General features: G+C 71.9%; 13 protein-coding genes and 1 pseudogene. 5 read left to right on the plus strand and 9 right to left on the minus strand.

What is annotated here, in order from left to right:
• Positions 1 to 36 precede the first annotated feature (36 nt).
• On the minus strand, positions 37 to 1395 hold the full coding sequence (locus ACFVDM_RS28295) for a rhodanese-like domain-containing protein (RefSeq protein ID WP_383646210.1): 1359 nt from the start codon (positions 1393 to 1395) through the stop codon (positions 37 to 39).
• A 197-nt stretch (positions 1396 to 1592) separates the two neighbouring features.
• Between ACFVDM_RS28295 and ACFVDM_RS28300 the strand changes: the two genes are divergently transcribed.
• A complete protein-coding gene (locus ACFVDM_RS28300) occupies positions 1593 to 1991 on the plus strand; it encodes a DUF302 domain-containing protein (protein WP_383646213.1) in 399 nt (132 codons plus the stop codon).
• A gap of 83 nt (positions 1992 to 2074) precedes the next feature.
• Here ACFVDM_RS28300 and ACFVDM_RS28305 read toward each other — a convergent pair whose 3' ends face one another.
• A complete protein-coding gene (locus ACFVDM_RS28305; RefSeq protein ID WP_383646216.1) occupies positions 2075 to 3463 on the minus strand; it encodes a rhodanese-like domain-containing protein in 1389 nt (462 codons plus the stop codon).
• Between the two features lie 247 nt (positions 3464 to 3710).
• Between ACFVDM_RS28305 and ACFVDM_RS28310 the strand changes: the two genes are divergently transcribed.
• Complete coding sequence (locus ACFVDM_RS28310) at positions 3711 to 4322, plus strand: hypothetical protein (RefSeq protein ID WP_383646219.1); 612 nt, start codon at positions 3711 to 3713, stop codon at positions 4320 to 4322.
• 7 nt (positions 4323 to 4329) lie between these two features.
• On the opposite strand, the gene ACFVDM_RS28315 is transcribed toward ACFVDM_RS28310, so the two are convergent.
• From ACFVDM_RS28315 to ACFVDM_RS28325, 3 genes are read right to left on the minus strand one after another with little or no spacing between them, the layout of a single operon-like run.
• On the minus strand, positions 4330 to 5202 hold the full coding sequence (locus ACFVDM_RS28315; protein ID WP_383646222.1) for a helix-turn-helix domain-containing protein: 873 nt from the start codon (positions 5200 to 5202) through the stop codon (positions 4330 to 4332).
• 47 nt (positions 5203 to 5249) lie between these two features.
• The gene (locus tag ACFVDM_RS28320; protein ID WP_383646224.1) at positions 5250 to 6794 is read right to left on the minus strand and encodes a protein kinase; all 1545 of its coding nucleotides are present in this window, start codon (positions 6792 to 6794) and stop codon (positions 5250 to 5252) included.
• On the minus strand, positions 6791 to 7528 hold the full coding sequence (locus ACFVDM_RS28325; protein ID WP_383646227.1) for an FHA domain-containing protein: 738 nt from the start codon (positions 7526 to 7528) through the stop codon (positions 6791 to 6793). Before ACFVDM_RS28325 ends, ACFVDM_RS28320 begins: the two co-directional genes overlap by 4 nt.
• Before the next feature lie 201 nt (positions 7529 to 7729).
• Here ACFVDM_RS28325 and ACFVDM_RS28330 point away from each other — a divergent pair, with 201 nt between their 5' ends.
• A complete protein-coding gene (locus ACFVDM_RS28330; RefSeq protein ID WP_383646231.1) occupies positions 7730 to 8173 on the plus strand; it encodes a nuclear transport factor 2 family protein in 444 nt (147 codons plus the stop codon).
• A gap of 69 nt (positions 8174 to 8242) precedes the next feature.
• On the plus strand, positions 8243 to 8791 hold the full coding sequence (locus ACFVDM_RS28335) for a GNAT family N-acetyltransferase (protein ID WP_383646235.1): 549 nt from the start codon (positions 8243 to 8245) through the stop codon (positions 8789 to 8791).
• A gap of 105 nt (positions 8792 to 8896) precedes the next feature.
• Here ACFVDM_RS28335 and ACFVDM_RS28340 read toward each other — a convergent pair whose 3' ends face one another.
• Positions 8897 to 9634: a TetR/AcrR family transcriptional regulator gene (locus tag ACFVDM_RS28340; protein WP_383646238.1), complete on the minus strand. Its 738-nt coding sequence runs from the start codon at positions 9632 to 9634 to the stop codon at positions 8897 to 8899.
• A 179-nt stretch (positions 9635 to 9813) separates the two neighbouring features.
• Here ACFVDM_RS28340 and ACFVDM_RS28345 point away from each other — a divergent pair, with 179 nt between their 5' ends.
• Positions 9814 to 10860, plus strand: a complete 1047-nt coding sequence (locus tag ACFVDM_RS28345) for a hypothetical protein (protein WP_383646241.1) — start codon at positions 9814 to 9816, stop codon at positions 10858 to 10860.
• Positions 10861 to 10883: 23 nt separating this feature from the next.
• On the opposite strand, the gene ACFVDM_RS28350 is transcribed toward ACFVDM_RS28345, so the two are convergent.
• The 3 genes and pseudogenes from ACFVDM_RS28350 to ACFVDM_RS28360 all read right to left on the minus strand — a co-directional run.
• A complete protein-coding gene (locus tag ACFVDM_RS28350) occupies positions 10884 to 11270 on the minus strand; it encodes a DUF6355 family natural product biosynthesis protein (RefSeq protein WP_383646243.1) in 387 nt (128 codons plus the stop codon).
• Between the two features lie 280 nt (positions 11271 to 11550).
• A complete protein-coding gene (locus ACFVDM_RS28355; protein WP_383646246.1) occupies positions 11551 to 14853 on the minus strand; it encodes an AAA domain-containing protein in 3303 nt (1100 codons plus the stop codon).
• 272 nt (positions 14854 to 15125) lie between these two features.
• A pseudogene (locus ACFVDM_RS28360) lies at positions 15126 to 16082 on the minus strand (chitinase); the annotation flags it as partial.
• Positions 16083 to 16169: the final 87 nt, after the last annotated feature.

The following is a 16169-nucleotide window of genomic DNA, read 5'->3' on the forward strand; positions in this document are numbered from 1 at the left end:
AGCGGGACGGACGGACGGGTCCGGTCCAGGGGGGGTTCAGCCGGTGACGACCGGCAGTCCGGCGCCCTCTGCGGCGTCGAAGGAGTCGTCCACGGCGACGACCTCGCGGCCGGCCGCGTCGAGCACGGAAGCGGCGATGGCTGCACGCATGCCGCCCGCGCAGTGCACCCAGACCGTGCCCGCGGGCACCTCGGCGAGACGCCGGTGCACCTCGTGTACGGGGATGTGGACGGAACCGTCCACCCGGCCCCCGGCGCGCTCGGAGTCGCGGCGCACATCGAGGACGACGATGCCGTCACGGTCCTGCGCGGCCAGGTCGGCGAAGGTGGCGCGGCGGAAGGACGCGGGGCGCTCGCCGTCGCGCAGCCAGTCGGCCGGGCCGCCGGTCGCCGCGGCGGCCGGACGGTCGATGCCGACCCGGACCAGCTCCCGCTGGGCGGCGGCCAACTGCTCCGCCGACTCGGCGAGCAGGGTGACCGGGCGGCCCCACGGGATCATCCAGGCCAGGTACGTGGCGAGCTTGCCGTCCGCCTCGAAGTTGAACGAACCGGCGACGTGCCCGTCCGCGAAGGCGATCCGGTGGCGCAGGTCCACCACCCACTCCCCCGCCGCGAGCCGGGCGGCTATGCCGTCCGGGTCGGCCGGGGCGGGCGGGGTCAGGTCGACGGGGGCCGGACCGGCGGCGTTGGCCGGTGCCATGTGCGCGTAGTACGCGGGCACGTCCTCCAGACCCGCGAGCAGGTCCGCGACGAAGGTGTCGACATCGGCGGTGAGGGCCGTGTTGGCGGTCTTCTCCCTGCCGATGGTCGTGGCGTCGCCGTCGGCCTGCGCCGAGGAGCAGAAGCTCCCGAAGCCGTGGGTGGGCAGGACGGAGGTGTCGTCGGGCAGCGCGTCGGCGAGCCGGTGGGCCGAGGCGTGCTGGGCGCGGGCCAGTTCCTCGGTCAGCCTCGGCTCGACCAGGTCGGGGCGGCCCACCGTACCGATGAGCAGCGAGCCCCCGGTGAACGCGGCGACCGGCCGGCCGGCCTCGGCGAGCACGTACGCGGTGTGGTGCGGGGTGTGTCCGGGGGTGGCCACGGCGGTCAGGGACAGCGCGCCGTCGATGTCGACGGTGTCGCCGTCGGCGACGGCGACCCGGGCGTACGGGACGCGCGCACCTGCCGGCACGAGATAGGCGGCCCCGGTGATCCGCGCCAGCTCCAGACCGCCGGTCACGTAGTCGTTGTGCACATGGGTCTCCACCACATGGGAGATCCGCACACCGCGCCGGGCGGCGGCGGCGATCACCTGGTCGATGTCCCGGGGCGGGTCCACGGCCACCGCCGTGGACGTCCCGCCGGCGAGGTAGCTGCGATTGCCCAGGCCCTGGATCTCGATGGTCTCGACGAAGAACACGGATACTGCCTTTCGCGTGAAAATTACCCCCCGGGGTATGTCAATCACCTTAACACTCGTACCCCCGGGGGTATATTTCGCGCTGTGGTGACCGCCACACCCCCGCCACCGGACCGGGCCGAGGACGCGCCGGAGCTCCGGCCGCGCGGGAGCACGGGCCGGATCCCCGGCCGTACGGGAGAACGAGGTGGGAGAACATGGCATACGACCGCACCGTGACGCTGACGGCGCCGTTCGAGCGGGTGGAGCAGGACGTGCGGCGGGCCCTGGCCGATCAGGGCTTCGGGATCCTGACCGAGATCGACGTCCGTGCCACGCTGAAGGCCAAGCTCGACCACGACATGGAGCCGTATCTGATCCTCGGCGCCTGCAATCCGCCCCTGGCGAAGCGCGCCCTGGACGCGGACCGCTCCATCGGGCTGCTGCTCCCCTGCAATGTCGTGGTGCGCGCCGACGGCGACCGCGTCGTCGTCCAGGCCGTCGACCCGGGCACGATGGTGACGCTGACCGGGCTCGCCGCGATGGTGCCCGTGGCCGAGGAGGCCACGCGCCGTCTGGACACGGCCCTCGCCGCCCTCCGGGACGCGTACGCCTGACGACGCACCGCCCCGGCGACGGCACCCCTTCCGGCCGGGGCGGCCGGGGCCCGGAAGCCCGGGGCGGCCGCGATCGGGGGCGGTCAGGCCGCGGCCGGTGCCGCCGTCGCGGCCCAGGCGCCGTAGCCGCCCAGGACGTCGGAGACGTCCGCGAAGCCGTGGTGGCGCAGCAGGCTGGCGGCGATGGAGGAGCGGTGGCCGCCGGCGCAGTGCACGACGACCGGACGGTCCCGGTCGATCTCGGCCATCCGGGAGGGAAGCTCCCCGAGCGGGATGTGCAGGGCGGCGTCGATGGTGCCGTTCTCGCTGCGCTCACCACAGCCGCGCACATCGACGACCAGCGGCGCCGCCTCGCCGTCCAGCGCCTCGCGGAGCTGCGCCGCGGTGAGCCGGCTCGCGGGAGCGACCTCGTCCCCGGCCGCGGCCAGGGCGTCGTCCGGGGAGCGGAGGTAGCCGCCGACGCGGTCGAAGCCGATGCGGGCCAGGCGCGTGACGATCTCCTCCTCGCGGTTCTGCGGGGCGACCACGAGGAGCCGGTCGGTCGGGGCGAGCACCGTACCGGCCTGCTCGGCGAACCGGCCGTCCGCCGGCACGTTGACCGCGCCGCGCAGATGGCCGGCGCCGAACTCCTGCGGATCGCGCGCGTCCACGACGACGGCGCCCTCGGCCCGGCGGGCCAGGAACTCCTCGGCCCCGAGGGGGCGCGGCGCGGACGCCGGGTCGTGCAGCGGCCGCTCCCGCCGGTTGAGGTCGGCGTCGTAGGCGAAGTAGCCGGGGGCGGCGGACTGGCCGGCGGTGACGAGGGCGACGAAGTCCTCGCGGCTCATCGGCGCGCAGGCGTAGTTGGTGGCCCGCTGCTGCCCGATCGTCGACTGCTTCTCGGACGAGAGGTTCTTGCCGCAGGCAGAGCCCGCGCCATGGGCGGGGAAGACGCGCACCTCGTCGGGGAGGCCCATGAGCCGGCCCTGCACGCTGTCGTACAGCATCGAGCCGAGCTCCTGCGCCGTGACGCCCGAGGAGGCGAGCAGATCCGGGCGGCCGACGTCACCGATGAAGAGCGCGTCGCCGGTGAGCACGCCGTACGGGACCTCGTCATCGGCGTCGCCGCGGACGAGCACGCTGACCGACTCGGGCGTGTGGCCCGGGGTCTCCATGATCTCCAGGCTCACGTCGCCCAGCCGGATCACCTCGCCGTCGGCGAGGTGGCGCACCGGGTACTCGGTCTCGGCGCGGCGGCCGTAGCCGATCCAGGCGCCGGTCCGGGCGGCCATCTCCAGGTGCCCGGCGACGAAGTCCGCGTGGAAGTGCGTGTTGATCACACCGACGACGGTGAACCCGTGGGCCTCCGCGTCCGCCAGGTATTCGCTGACGTCACGCCGGGGGTCCACGACGACGGCCTGACCACTGACCTCGTCGGCGATCATGTACGACGCCTGGGACAGGCAGTCCAGGTAGTACTGGGCGAAGAACACCGAAACCTCCGAAACGACCGACGGGCGCACACCGACCCGCGGCCGGCACCGGCACCGCCGTGAGCCATATACCCACTGGGGTATGTCCCCGACACCGTAACCAGACGGGCCGACGCCGGTCAAATACCCCCCTGGGTATCCCCTTCACCACTCTCGTTCACTCGGCGGAGTGGAGTCCGGGCCCCTGCGCGGCCTCCACGGCCTCGCGTGCTTCGGCCCCGCGACGGCCTGCCCAACGATGAGGCGCATGTCATCCCACAGCCTGCGCTCGCTGGCCCGCCGCGCCCTTCCCACGCTGCTGGCCGCCCAAGCCGTCCTGCTCCCCCTCCAGATCTCCCCCGCCACCGCCGCGCAGCCCTCCCGCGCGTGCGCCGCGCCCGCCGGCTGCGGCTCGGTCGTCGTCGCCCCGCTCTCCCAGGCCGCGCCGGACGACGGCCCGTGCACCAGCCCCGAACCGGTCGTGTGCCAGATCCGGCGCGAGACCCCCGAGGAGCGCGAGGTCGCCCGCGAACAGCGGATGCGCTACCACCAGCTCCTGGAGGACATGGAGCGCACCGAGTGCGCGATGCGCGCCGAGGGCCGCCCGGAGGAGGACATCGCCCGCGCCCTGGTCCGGATGCGCAACGACGCCAAGGACATCGTCCGCGCGGGCATGACCCCGGAACAGGTCGCCGAGCTGGAGGCCCGCAACGAAAAAAAGTACGGCAACCCGCTCGGCCCGACGGCCGACCAGCTCTATCTGAAGTACGGCTCCTGGGAGAAGGTCTCCGACGCGGCGACGCGGTCGAGTTCGGCGGTGGACCATGAACTCGGCCTGGAGTTCCGGCACTGCTCGTGCGAGGTGCTGCTCACGGCGTGAGCCCGGCTCACGCCCGTCCTGGGCCGTCGCCCGGGGACGGCCGGTCGGCGGTCCAGGACGCCAGGATGCGCAGCCCGTCGTACGCGGGCGTACCGGCCTCGGCGGTCCAGACGACAAGGCGCTGCGCCGGGTCGCCGACGGCGGTGAGGACCTCCTGGTCCAGGGCGAGTTCGCCCGCCACCGGATGCCGGAGGACCACGGCGCCCCCAGCGGGTGCCACGAGGTGCCCGTCCGCCCACCACTGCCTGAAGTCGGCGTCCCGGACGGACAGTTCACCCACGAGGGCGGCGAGCCGGCGGTCGTCCGGATGCGTCACGGCCGCCGTCCGCAGCTGCGCGACGGCGGCACGGGCCGCCCCCGGCCAGTCGGCGTGGAGTGTGCGCAGGGCGGGATCGGTGAAGAGCAGGCGCACGTAATTGCGCCGCTTTTCCGGAACGGCCCCGAAATCCGTGACGAGTGCCGCGGCCAGCGCGTTCCAGGCCAGGACATCCATACGCCTCCCCAGGACGACGGCCGGGGAGAAGAGAAGATCGGCGAGAATTCTCCGCAGGGGCGGCCGCACCGTGTCCCGGGCCCGGCGGCGCGGCCGGACGGTGTCCTTGCCCGCCAGGCGGAAGAGATGGCGGCGCTGTTCCTCGTCCAGCCGCAGCACGTCGGCGACCGCCGCGAGCACCGGCCCGGAGGCCGGTATCCGCCCCTGCTCCATCCGGGTGTAGTAGTCGGTGGAGATCGCCGCGAGCCGGGCGACCTCCTTCCGCCGCAGTCCGCCCGCGCGACGCGGTCCGTCACGGTCGGGCAGCCCCACCGCCCCCGGGCTCAGCTCGGCCCGGCGCGCCTTGAGGAATTCCCCCAGCTCATTGAGGTGCGGTGCCTGACTCATGGTTCCAGTCTGGGCGGCGGAAGGGGTGCGGGGCGAGCCGGGGAACGTCAGGAGAAAATGGACAGAATGGTCCACACGACGGACCTCGACGAGCAGCTGTCGACCAGCCGGTGGGAACGCGGCGCATAGGTTCCCGAGAGATTCGCCATGCTGTTGACGGCATTGCACCCGGTGCGCTGCGCCATTCGGCGCCGGTCTTTCCCGGCGGGCGAGAAATCCTTGCCCCGGAAGAATTCCACGTCCCGGAGTTTCCGGTCCTGGGAGAGATTGTTGTAGCCGGACCGGACAGGGTGGTCGAGGGCCCAGGCGCACGCCTCGTCGCCCGAAAGCCAGTCGTCGTCGTTCCCCTTCCAGCTGCACATCTCCCCGTGTCCGAACCGCTCGCTGAAGAAGCAGACGGAGTCCGTGGGGCAGCGGTCGTATCCGTAGACGATCTTGCCGGTCGCGTCGGTGGGGACCGGGGCGTCGGGGCCGAGCGCTCTGAACACCGGCACCCCCTCGTCGTCCTGGTTGATGTAGACGTGGACGCCGATCGGCAGCCCCATGATCGTCGCGAGGACGAGGGCGGCGGCCGAGGCGAGCACCGGATGGCGGCGCCAGAACCGGGGGCGCAGCCTCGGCAACCGGTCCGAGGCGGTGACACCCGCCGCCCGCTCCACGCGGGGCAGCAGGGACGCCGTGCTGTGCCGTGCCCGTTCCTTGTGCGTACGCCCCAGACAGTCGGTGATGATCTCGCGCCAGCCGTCGGGGAGTTCGGGCGAGAGCCGCAGTTCCTCGTGACCGCGTGCGTAGCGCACGGCCGCTTCGGAGCGGGCTTCCGGCGAGTTGCCGGGCAGGGGGTGGACACCGGTCAGGACGAGGTGCGCGAGGACGCCGAACGCCCACACGTCCGTGGTGGGCCGCACGCGGACACCCCGTTCGTGCGTCTCCGGCCAGAGCAGTTCGGGCGGTGTGGAGTCCGGGGTGAAGAAGGCGTGCGTGTACGCGTGGGTGCCCTCCATCTCGGCCGCCATGTTGAAGTCGGCGAGCCGGGCGGAACCGTCCTCCATGAGCAGGATGTTGGCGGCCTTCAGATCGCCGTGCACCCAGCCGGCGTGGTGGAGCTGGTGCAGTCCCTCGCAGACGTGCGCCATGATCGCCGGCCCCGACGGCGGCACGGTCGTACGGCTCAGCAGATCGTCGAGCGAGAACATCGCCTGCTCCAGGACCAGCACCGTGACCCCGTCGAGCTCGGGCCGCTCGGGGTCGTCGACGGTCAGGACCTCGTACAGCCGCACCAGCCGGGGCGTGCGCAACCGGCTGAGCAGGGCGATCTCCTGCTCGGCCAGCTCCCGGAGGTAGCGCAGCCGGCGGGGCGTTCCGGTGGGCAGGAACTTCAACGCGGCACGGGCGGGAAGCGGTTCGGACCCCGCCCCGGTCCGGGAGCCGGGGGCGGGCTTCTGGGAACCGGGGGCTGTCCGCGAGCCGGGGGCGGGCCTTCTGCGGGCCGCGTAGACCGTGGCGAACGCGCCGGAGCCGAGCGGTTCGCGTACTTCCCAGTCCCCGACCCGGTATCCCGCCGGGACGGGAACGACCTGCGTCCCCGCGGTCATCTCCCCACCCGGCTGCCAGCGGGGGCGAGCACGACCAGATCGTCCTCGCGCACCAGGTCGAAACGGAGGGCCAGGGAGGCGAGGGACTCCTTCTTGCCGTGTGCGCGCTGCTTCTCGTCCGCCGTGTCGGCCTCGCGGCGCATCCCCAGCTTGACGGCGAGGTAGTCGATGTTCCACGCCACGGACGACCGGCTGACCGCGGGCCAGCACGGCCGGAGCCGTTGCACCATCTGGTCGATCGTCGGCAGCGGCGCGTGGGGGACCGATCGCAGTCGCGGTTCGCACAGGGCCGCCAGAACGGCGAAGTAGCGCGTCGTCCGGTCGAGACTGAACGCGGGTGCGGTGACGGCGGCCCCGGGAGCGCCCCGTCGCACGCCGTGGACGTGCCGCGGCGCCCAGACGTCGAAGCTGAGCAGATCGCCCGCGGCCGGCAGCACGACCCGGGAGAACTCGAAGGGGACGGGCGCGTCGAGACGCCCCGGCGCGATCTTGACGTGCTCCCCCGCCCCCTCCGGGTTCTCCACGACGTAGGTCTGTTCCGGGCTGTGGTTGCTGATGGTCCAGAACGTGCCCTGGGCGGCGATCTCCCCGGCCGACCGGGACACCCCCTCGTGCGCGAGGACGAGATGGCTCTCCGGCACCTCCCTGCCGAAGACGATCCGCTCCCCCGGCGCGATCCTGAGCTGATCCTGCGGCCCCGCGTTCCCGGGCGGCACGATGATGATCGATTCCACGCTGGTCCCCTCCCCCGTCAGGATGAATCAGCGTACGGGCCGGGCCCCGGCGCTTCCCAGTCGTGTCCAGCAGGCGTGTCGCCGCTCGCCCCCTCCCCCCAACCCCCGTTACCCCACGGGTAATCGACGGCATCCTCCCCTGCGGGCACCGTGGTGCACGTACACCCCGTCCAGCACACCGCCCCGCCCCGAGGAGCCCTCATGACGACCGACTCCCCCACCCCCGGCACCCCGACCGCCGCCGAGAACACGCGCCGCACCGTCGAGGAGTTCCTCGGCGCCCGAGCCGACGCCGACACCGCCCGGCTCGTCGCCCTCTTCGCCGACGAGGTCGACTGGCTGCTCGCCGAGAACCCGGCCGTCCCCTGGATCCGGCCGCGCTCCACCGGCCCCGAATGCGCCGCCCAGTTCGAGGAGTTGGCCGCCCACACGGTCCCCGAGGACGCCCGCGCCTCCGTCGACACCTTCCTGGTCGACGGCAACGACGCCGTCCTGATGGGACACCTCGCGGGGACCGTACGGGCGACGGGCAAGTCCTTCGAGGGCCCCTTCGCCCTCCGCCTCACCGTCGAGGACGGCCGGATCACCCGCCTCCACCTGTACGAGAACAGCGTGTCCATCGCGGAGGCGTGCACGGGTCCCTGAGCCCGGACGACGCACCCCCGGGTCGAAAGCGGCTGGTCGCGACACCGGGGCCCGTGCTTCCATGCCCGGGTGAACACCGAGAACTCCGAGGTGAAGGATGAAGGGCCGGACCGCTGGGTCCGCCGGAGGACCGCCGCCGATGTCGAGGAGTGCGTACACATCCTCGCGGAGGTCCACACACGCGACGGCTATCCGGTGAACTGGCCGGACCGGCCCGGCGATTGGCTGTCCCACGGCCCCCTGCTCGACTCCTGGGTGGCCGGACTCGACGACCGCCTCGCCGGGCACGTCAGCCTCTCGCGAGGCGGGGAAGGCGATCTGGCCCCGGCCTTGTGGAGCGAGCGCAACGGCACGCCGCGGGAGGCGACCGCCGTACTCAGCAGACTGTTCGTCGCCCCCCGGGCCAGAGGACACCGGATCGGCGCCCTCCTCATCGACCGCGCCACGGAGGAGGCCCGGCGGCACGGCCTCCATCCGGTGCTCGACGTCGTCGCCTCCGACACGGCGGCGGCGGCCCTGTACGAACGGCTGGGCTGGGAGCGGATGGCCACGGTCGAACAGCGCTGGAGTGAGCGGCAGACGGTGTCCGTCCACTGCTATACGGCGCCGGCGCGATGACGGGGCGCGACCGGGATGCACTACGGCGTGCGGCCCTGCGAGGGTCGGTGATCCCGCGAGAATGCGCGGGCCTGTGATCCGGTGGGTCTGTGATCCTGCGGCACCTCAGCCGCGTGCGCGTTGCTCGGCAGCGTCGAAGGCGGGAACGAGCGGGTCCAGCGCCGCACGGAGCCGGTCGGCGAGGCCACCCGAGGGCACGAGGAGCCCGTGGCCGACGAGGGCTGTGGCAGCACCCGTATCACCGGCCTCTCCGACTTCCCCGACTCCTCCGACCTCTCCGGCCCCTGCGACTTCCCCGGCCCCTCCTGTCCCGGCCGGCCGGAGCCAGCCGTCCAGCGCGATGCGTACGGCGGCGGCGACACCGGCGGCGAGGACCCGGGCGGTGTACGCGTCGTCCGAACCGTCGAGACGCTCGGCGAGGACAGCGGCCAGGGGCGGTTCGATGTCCGCGGTGGCGGCGAGGAAGGCGTCGCGCAACCCGGACTGGGTGGTGACGAGCAACAGCGCTTTCGCCTCCCGCTCACTCGCGGTCGTGTACTGCTCGATCACCGCCTGAGTGACGGCATCCGCGAGACGCGCACCGGCGGGCCGGGCGGCGACCGCCGCCGCGAGACGCAGGTCCCGGTCGGCGGTGACGGCCGAGACGATCGCCTGCTCACGGCTCGCGAAGTAGTTGTTGTACGTACGCGGCGAGACTCCGGCCGCCTCGGCGATGTCCTCGACACGGACCCCGTCCGGCCCGCGCTCCTCGGCCAACCGCAGGGCCGCCTCACGCAGCGCCTGACGCGTGGCCTGCTTCTTCCGCTCCCGCAGCCCCGAGGGCGGCGCCGGTGGTGTGGTCACGGGTCCAGCGTTCCACAGGCCACGGCGCGCACGCAAAGTTGCGCGCACGAAAACCTACGTGCGTGAAAACTTGCGCGTACGCAATATTCTCTGCGAGTCTCACATCATCACAACACCCGGACAGCCCCACACGGGACAGCCAGGGCAGGCGGGTCAGACAGGTCAGACAGGAAGGCACCATGCGCGCACGAGGAATGACCTACGACACCGGCTTCGTCGTCGACGGCCGGACGTCCCACGACCGCTTCGACCCCACCGTGGTCCGTCGCGAGCTGGCCATCATCCGCGACGACCTGCACGGCAACGCGGTCCAGATCATCGGCGGCGACCCCGCCCGCCTGGAGACGGCCGCCGAAGCCGCCGCCGATCTGGGCCTGGAGGTCTGGTTCTCCCCCTACCCCCTGGAGCTGGAACCCGGACAGATCCTCACCCTGTTCCGCGACTGCGCCCAGCGGGCGGAACGCCTCCGCCGGAGGGGCGCCTCCGTGGTCTTCGTCGCGGGCGTCGAGCTGAGTGTGATGAATCGGGGCTTCCTGACCGGTGACACCCCCGAGGAGCGCGTGGCCCACCTGATGAACCCCCCGGAACGGCGCCCCGAAGCGATCCGCGACCTGGGCGTACGCATGAACGCCTTCCTCCACGAGGCCGCCGCCACCGTCCGCGAGCACTTCCACGGCCGGCTCACCTACGCCGCCATCCAGTTCGAACAGGTCGACTGGACCCCCTTCGACATCGTCACCTACGAACTCATCCGATCCGCCGAGATCGCCCCCCACTTCCGCACCGCCGTACGCACTCTCGCCCAGAACCCCAAGCCGCTCGCCATCACCGGTTTCGGCACCGCCGCCTACCGGGGCGCCGGAGACCGCGGCGGCCGCGTACTCGAAGTGGTCGAACACGATCCGGTCACCAAGGCCCCCCTCCGCCTCGACGCCCCTCACCCACGCGACGAACCCGGCCAGGCCGCCTACCTCGACGAACTCCTCGACATCTTCGACACCGAGGGCGTCGACAGCGCCTTCGTCTTCCTCTTCGCCCTCCCCGGCTACCCCCACCGCCCCGACGGCGACCCCCGCGACGACCTCGACCGCGCCTCCCTCGGCATCGTCAAACTCCTCGAAACCCGCCGGGGCCTCACCTACCCCGACCTGGACTGGGAGCCGAAGGCCGCCTTCACCGCGGTGGCCGAGCGGTACGCCGGAATCCGGAACCGAGACGAAGGCTGACCCGAGACCCGAGACCCGCCCCCTCAGTGCGGCGTATGCGCGGTGCGCTCCCCGCTCCGGCACCCGGCCCCGCCGATGTAGTAGGCGTTGAGATAGTTCGGCCCCGCCCCCGGAAGCTGCGTCCGCCCCGGACTCACGCACAGGTGGTAGTCGTTCCCGCTCCCACCCCCCTGAACGTCCACGTGCAGCCGCACCGTCGTCGTACCGCAGTGGTTGTACGCGGCGAACTGCGACTCCCGAACGCTGTACCGGAAGAAGCCGCACGGAACAGCGGAACCCGCCCCCGCCCGCAGCACCTCCGGCCCCCGCTCGGGCCCGGCGTGAGCCGGACCGGGAAAGACCATCATGAACAGCGCGGCACCGGACACCGCCGCCAGGGCGACCCGAACCGGGCGAAGGAAAGGCTTCACGGACACTCCTCGGTGAGTCACGACGATGGACGAGCAGCCGCTCGGCTCTACCTGACGCCACACGTCACGCCACGTGTCGTGCGTCGCGCACGCATCAACGCAACGACACTACGTCAGGCACATATCACCACGTGTTAGCAAACCGCCCAAGGGTGTCCCTTCTGGCGACGGCCTACGCGAGGAACACCGCCTCCTGGACATCGCGCAGGTCGAGGATCTGCTGAAGCGACCCCGTGCAAGCCACACCTGACGGAGGGAGTCCCCCGCAGCCCGCGGCAAGCTACCGCTGTGCGTTGCCCGGGCGGCGCCAGAGCTCGATGTCCTTCTTCCAGGCCTTGTTGCCACCACCCGTCGGGCACCGGCTGTTGTAGCAGCGCCAGCACCAGTTCTCCTTCGCACCGCGCCTGATCTCGATGTCGTCCTGCCCGCACCGGGGGCACTTCGGTGGGCGGGCGAAGATCTCGGCATGCTCGTGAGTGAGGATCTTGCGGGCGAAGTAGGCACCGCGCATCGTGACCATCACCTCACGGGTCCAGCTCTGCGACAGAGCGTTGAGGCTGCCGAGCATCACGGTCTTCTCGTCCACGACGACGATCTTCTGGTGCATGACGTGCATCGGGACGACCGTGTGGACGACCGCACGCAGGTCCTCGACGAGAGACCGGTTGGCCGGCTTCTTCTGGAGATGGTCGCTGGGGTCACGGACGAAGGCGATCACCCGCACACCCCGGTCGACCGCCGCGCGCAGCTCCGGGAGAATCATCCGGACGCGCCTGGCCACCCAGGGAGTCCACAGCCACAGGGATGTCCGCGCGCTTCGGATGGCGGCGACGAAGGATGCGTAGAACGTCGTCTCGTCGTCGACGTCACTGACCTCCACGTGCCGTGACAGGACCTCCGCCAGACGGTCGCCGAACTCCCCTCGTGGCACGTTCAGTTCGGGCGGCGTGATCAGGGACTTGGCGGGAAGGACCCGCACTCCGGACGAGCCGATGAGGGCGTCCAGCTGTCCGAACGGGGAGTCCGGCGCCTTCCGTGCCACGTCCTGGATGCGCGTGCCGCTCGCGATGACGTACACGCGAGTCCGGACACGGGTCATGGCCACGTTGAACAGCCGAATCCCGCTGCGCATCCAGTCGCTCGCCTCCGGCGCACGCGACGCCTTCGCCATCCACAGCGGGCGGCTGTGTTCGCCCTCGACGGTGTCGCAGACGACGATGGGGAACTCCCGGCCCTGGAAACGGTGCACGGTGCCGACCTCGGCGCTGGGACCGTCGTCCCGTTCGATGTCGCGAAGGGCCTCCAGCGTGGCCTCGGCCTGGTCTCCGTACGGGGTCACGACGCCGGTGGTCTCGCCGTCCCCGCCGTGCAGATCGATCAGGGCCCGGGAGATGAGCGGGCCCGCCGGCCACCAGCCCTTGCTCGGGCCCGTGAGATGGACATGGGCGAGTTCATGGAGCCCGTCGGTGTCGATGAGGACGATCTCCGGGTCCTCGGGACTCCTGGAGACCGGTACGACGGGGCCGGCGCGGAGCACACCGCCGTAGGCCAGACCGTTCACGAGGCCCATCACCGCGCGGCCGAACCGGTTCTGGGTCACCAGAGTCGTACAGGCGGGATGTGCCCGCGCCGACTCCGGGTCGGTGATGCCGCAGTGCTGGAACACGTCCGGAACCAGCCAGCGCTGGATGTCGGGGCGCCGTTTGTCCTCCCTCAGCGCCCGGGGGACGACCGCGCCCAGCTGCATGAAGTCACCCAGGAGCACGGCCGCCTGCCCGGCGTGGGCGACGGCGAGCAGGACCTCGGGCAGGGAGGCGGCGCCGACCTCGTCGATGAGGACCACGTCGTAGTGACCGGAGAAGACATGCCGGTTGGTACGGAAGCGGGCCAGGGTCGTGGCGACGAGACGCGCGTTCTTGATGATCTCGCCCTGGGCGTCGCGGGCGAGGCGCTCGTACTCCTCCTGAATCCGTTTGTACCGTTCCTCCAGTGATTCCCGCCGCTCCGCTTCGGAGGCGACGACGGGACGCAGGGCCATGGCCTTCTCGTGCCGGGCCGGCCAGCCCTGTTCCTCGGCGTCGGCGATGAGCGTCTCGGCGAGGTGCGCGCGCCCGGCCTCGTCCTCGGCCTCGGCGAGAGCCGCGCGCAGCCCGCCCAGCGACCGGGTCAGGGTCCGGTGGTGGGCGGCGGCGTCGCGCGCTGCCTTGTCCCGGCGGTCGATCCCGGCGCGGGAGACCGGGATGGCCCGCGTCATCCCCTCGATCCGGACATCGATCCGGGCCCGGCGACGATCCGCGATGTCGCGGGCTTTGAGGGCCTGATCGTGCGCCTTTCGGTACTGGACCCCCGCCTCACCCACCGCGGCCCCGGCCTCGGTCCGGTCCGCCCGTGAACGCAGCCTGGCGATCCCTGTCCGGCTCTCGACGTCGCGCAGGACTCCCTGCGCCACGCGCAGCCGCTCCTGGCTCTGGAGAGCGGCGGACTCGGCTGCCGTGGCGGCGTCCTCCACCCCGCCGGCCTCGTCGAGCAGGGCGTCGACCTGCTTCCATAGGTGGCGGGAGTCCTCGGCGTCCTCCCGGTCCTTCAGCGCCCTGTTCAGATCCTGCTCGGCGGTAGCCAGGGTCCGGCCGGCCTCCCGGGCGGCCTTCTTCAGTTCGCTCACCCGTGCGTCGCGCGAGGCCGCGTCACCGAACGGCTCGGACACCAGTCCCCTGGCCCGGGCGTAGGCCTCCGCGTCGAACCGTACGAGGCCCGCCTCCAGCTCCGCCAGATCCTCCGCACGGCTCCGGATCCCCAGCAGCTCCGCCGACACCCCGGCGCGCCGGCGCTCCACGTCGGCCAGCCGGGCCCGGACCATGAGGGGCAGGGACACGTGCGGGTCGTCGGCGATCTCCTTCAGCTGCGGCGGCCCTACGCGGACGATGTCTCCGCCGGTGTGGCGCTGCCCCCTCAGGACCCCCTTCAGGGCGTTGTCGACGGCGATGTTGGTCGCGGAAACGAGCAGGACCCTCTTGCCCGCGGCGATCAGATCGCCGATGGCGAGTGTGAGCACCAGCGTCTTCCCGGTGCCGGGCGGCCCCCACACAAGGCGTACGCCGGTTCCCAGGCAGGCCCGGTAGGCCTCCTCCTGCTCGGGGAAGAGGCCGGCCGGCGCCTCGGTCCGGGCGGGATTTCCGGCGGGGCTTCCGGAGGCGAGCAAGCTGCCGAGCGGAGTCTCCCCCAATCCGGCGATGCCGTCCCTCAGGGATTCCAGCAGAAAGGTGGGGGGCTGTTGCAGCACCCAGAGGAAGGGATCGGCCGGGTCCGCGAACTCGGCGACCTGGACGGTCAGCGACGAACCGCTCTGCATGGTCTCCGTGACGGCGAAGCCGGCTTCCACACCCGATTCCTCGGACCCGGCGAGGCGCAGGCTTTCGAGCTGGTCGGGGTTGAGTTCGGTGCCGCGCAGATCCACTGCGTAACGGCCCGGATCACCGGCCCGGGCCGCGCGGCCGATCCGTCGCCACCGCGGGCGCTGGCCTGCTCCCCCTTCCACGGCGATCCATGCGTCGACCGCCGTGGTGATCTCCTCGCGCCAGCCCAAAGCTCCCCCTCATCGGCTCGCGCATGGTAAATCGTGCCGAGGTCCCGGCACCTCCCATTACGTGAAAGCCGCGGCCTCCACGGCGGGAAGGGAAAGGTTCCGGACTCGGACCGGTTCCGCTTCGGCCATGCCACGCCGGTCGGCCCCGGGATCCGGTCGTCCACCTGACACACCCCGCCCGGAGCCGCCCGGCCGCTCTGCGGCGGCGGACGACTCCGGACGGGGTGTGTCGGGCGGACGCGTCCGGCCCCGCAGGGCCGGACGCACCGGACCTAGCGGTTCTGCAGGGACTTCACGTTGTTGCCGAAGGACCAGCCCTTCGAGCCGTCCCAGTTGAGGGACCACGTCATGAGGCCCTTGAGGGAGCCGTTGAAGGTGTTCCAGGCCTGGCTGACCTGGCTGGGGGCCATGTAGCCGCCGCCGGCGCCGGGCTGGGCGGGGAGGCCGGGGACCTGCTTGTCGTAGGGGACCTTGATGGTGGTGCCCTGGATGGTGAGGCCGTTGTTGAGGCAGGTGGTCTGGGCGGCGAAGCCCTCGACCGTGCCGGCGGAGTAGGAGTCGCCGGAGCAGCCGTACATGCTGCCGTTGTAGTACTGCATGTTGAGCCACCACAGACGGCCGTTGTCGACGTACTTCTTGATGATCGGCAGGTACGCGCCCCAGATGGACCCGTAGGTGACGCTGCCGCCGGTGACGTACGCGGTCTCGGGCGCCATCGTCAGGCCGAAGCCCGCGGGCATCTTGGCCAGCACGCCGTCGATGATGCGGATGAGGTTGGACTGGGAGGCGGAGAGCGTGTTGATGTTGCCGCTGCCGGAGAGACCCGTCTCGATGTCGATGTCGATGCCGTCGAAGTTGTACTTCTTGAGGATCGGGACGACGGTGTCCACGAAGCGGTCGGCGACCGTGCTCGACGAGAGGTCGATGCCCGCGGCCGCGCCGCCGATGGACATGAGGAGCGTGGCGCCCTTCGCCTTGGCCTCACACATCTCGGCCGGGGTGGAGACCTTCACACCCGCGTCCATGCCGTCCTCCCACAGGACGGTTCCGTCCGAGAGGATCACCGGGAAGGCGGCGTTGATGACGTTGTAGCCGTGCTGGGCGATCCGGCTGTCGGTGATGGGGACCCAGCCCATGCCGGGGTGGACGCCGTTCGAGGCGCCGTCCCAGTTCTCCCAGTACCCCTGGAGCACCTTGCCGGCCGGCTTCGGCTTCGTGGCGCAGGTGGCGTCGCCCGGCGGGTCGGTGGGCGGCGGCGTGGTGGGCGGGTCGGTGGGCGGCGGCGTGGTCGGCGGGTCGGTGGGCGGCGGCGTGGT

The sequence above is a fragment of the Streptomyces sp. NPDC057682 genome (assembly GCF_042799575.1).
Classification (GTDB): Bacteria; Actinomycetota; Actinomycetes; order Streptomycetales; family Streptomycetaceae; genus Streptomyces.

What these genes read in the sequence shown, in the direction of transcription:
- ACFVDM_RS28310 (WP_383646219.1), top strand. Translation starts at nt 3,711, where the DNA reads ATGTCATCCCACAGCCTGCGCTCGCTGGCCCGCCGCGCCCTTCCCACG.
- ACFVDM_RS28315 (WP_383646222.1), bottom strand. Translation starts at nt 5,202, where the DNA reads ATGAGTCAGGCACCGCACCTCAATGAGCTGGGGGAATTCCTCAAGGCG.
- ACFVDM_RS28345 (WP_383646241.1), top strand. Translation starts at nt 9,814, where the DNA reads ATGCGCGCACGAGGAATGACCTACGACACCGGCTTCGTCGTCGACGGC.
- ACFVDM_RS28300 (WP_383646213.1), top strand. Translation starts at nt 1,593, where the DNA reads ATGGCATACGACCGCACCGTGACGCTGACGGCGCCGTTCGAGCGGGTG.
- ACFVDM_RS28320 (WP_383646224.1), bottom strand. Translation starts at nt 6,794, where the DNA reads ATGACCGCGGGGACGCAGGTCGTTCCCGTCCCGGCGGGATACCGGGTC.
- ACFVDM_RS28330 (WP_383646231.1), top strand. Translation starts at nt 7,730, where the DNA reads ATGACGACCGACTCCCCCACCCCCGGCACCCCGACCGCCGCCGAGAAC.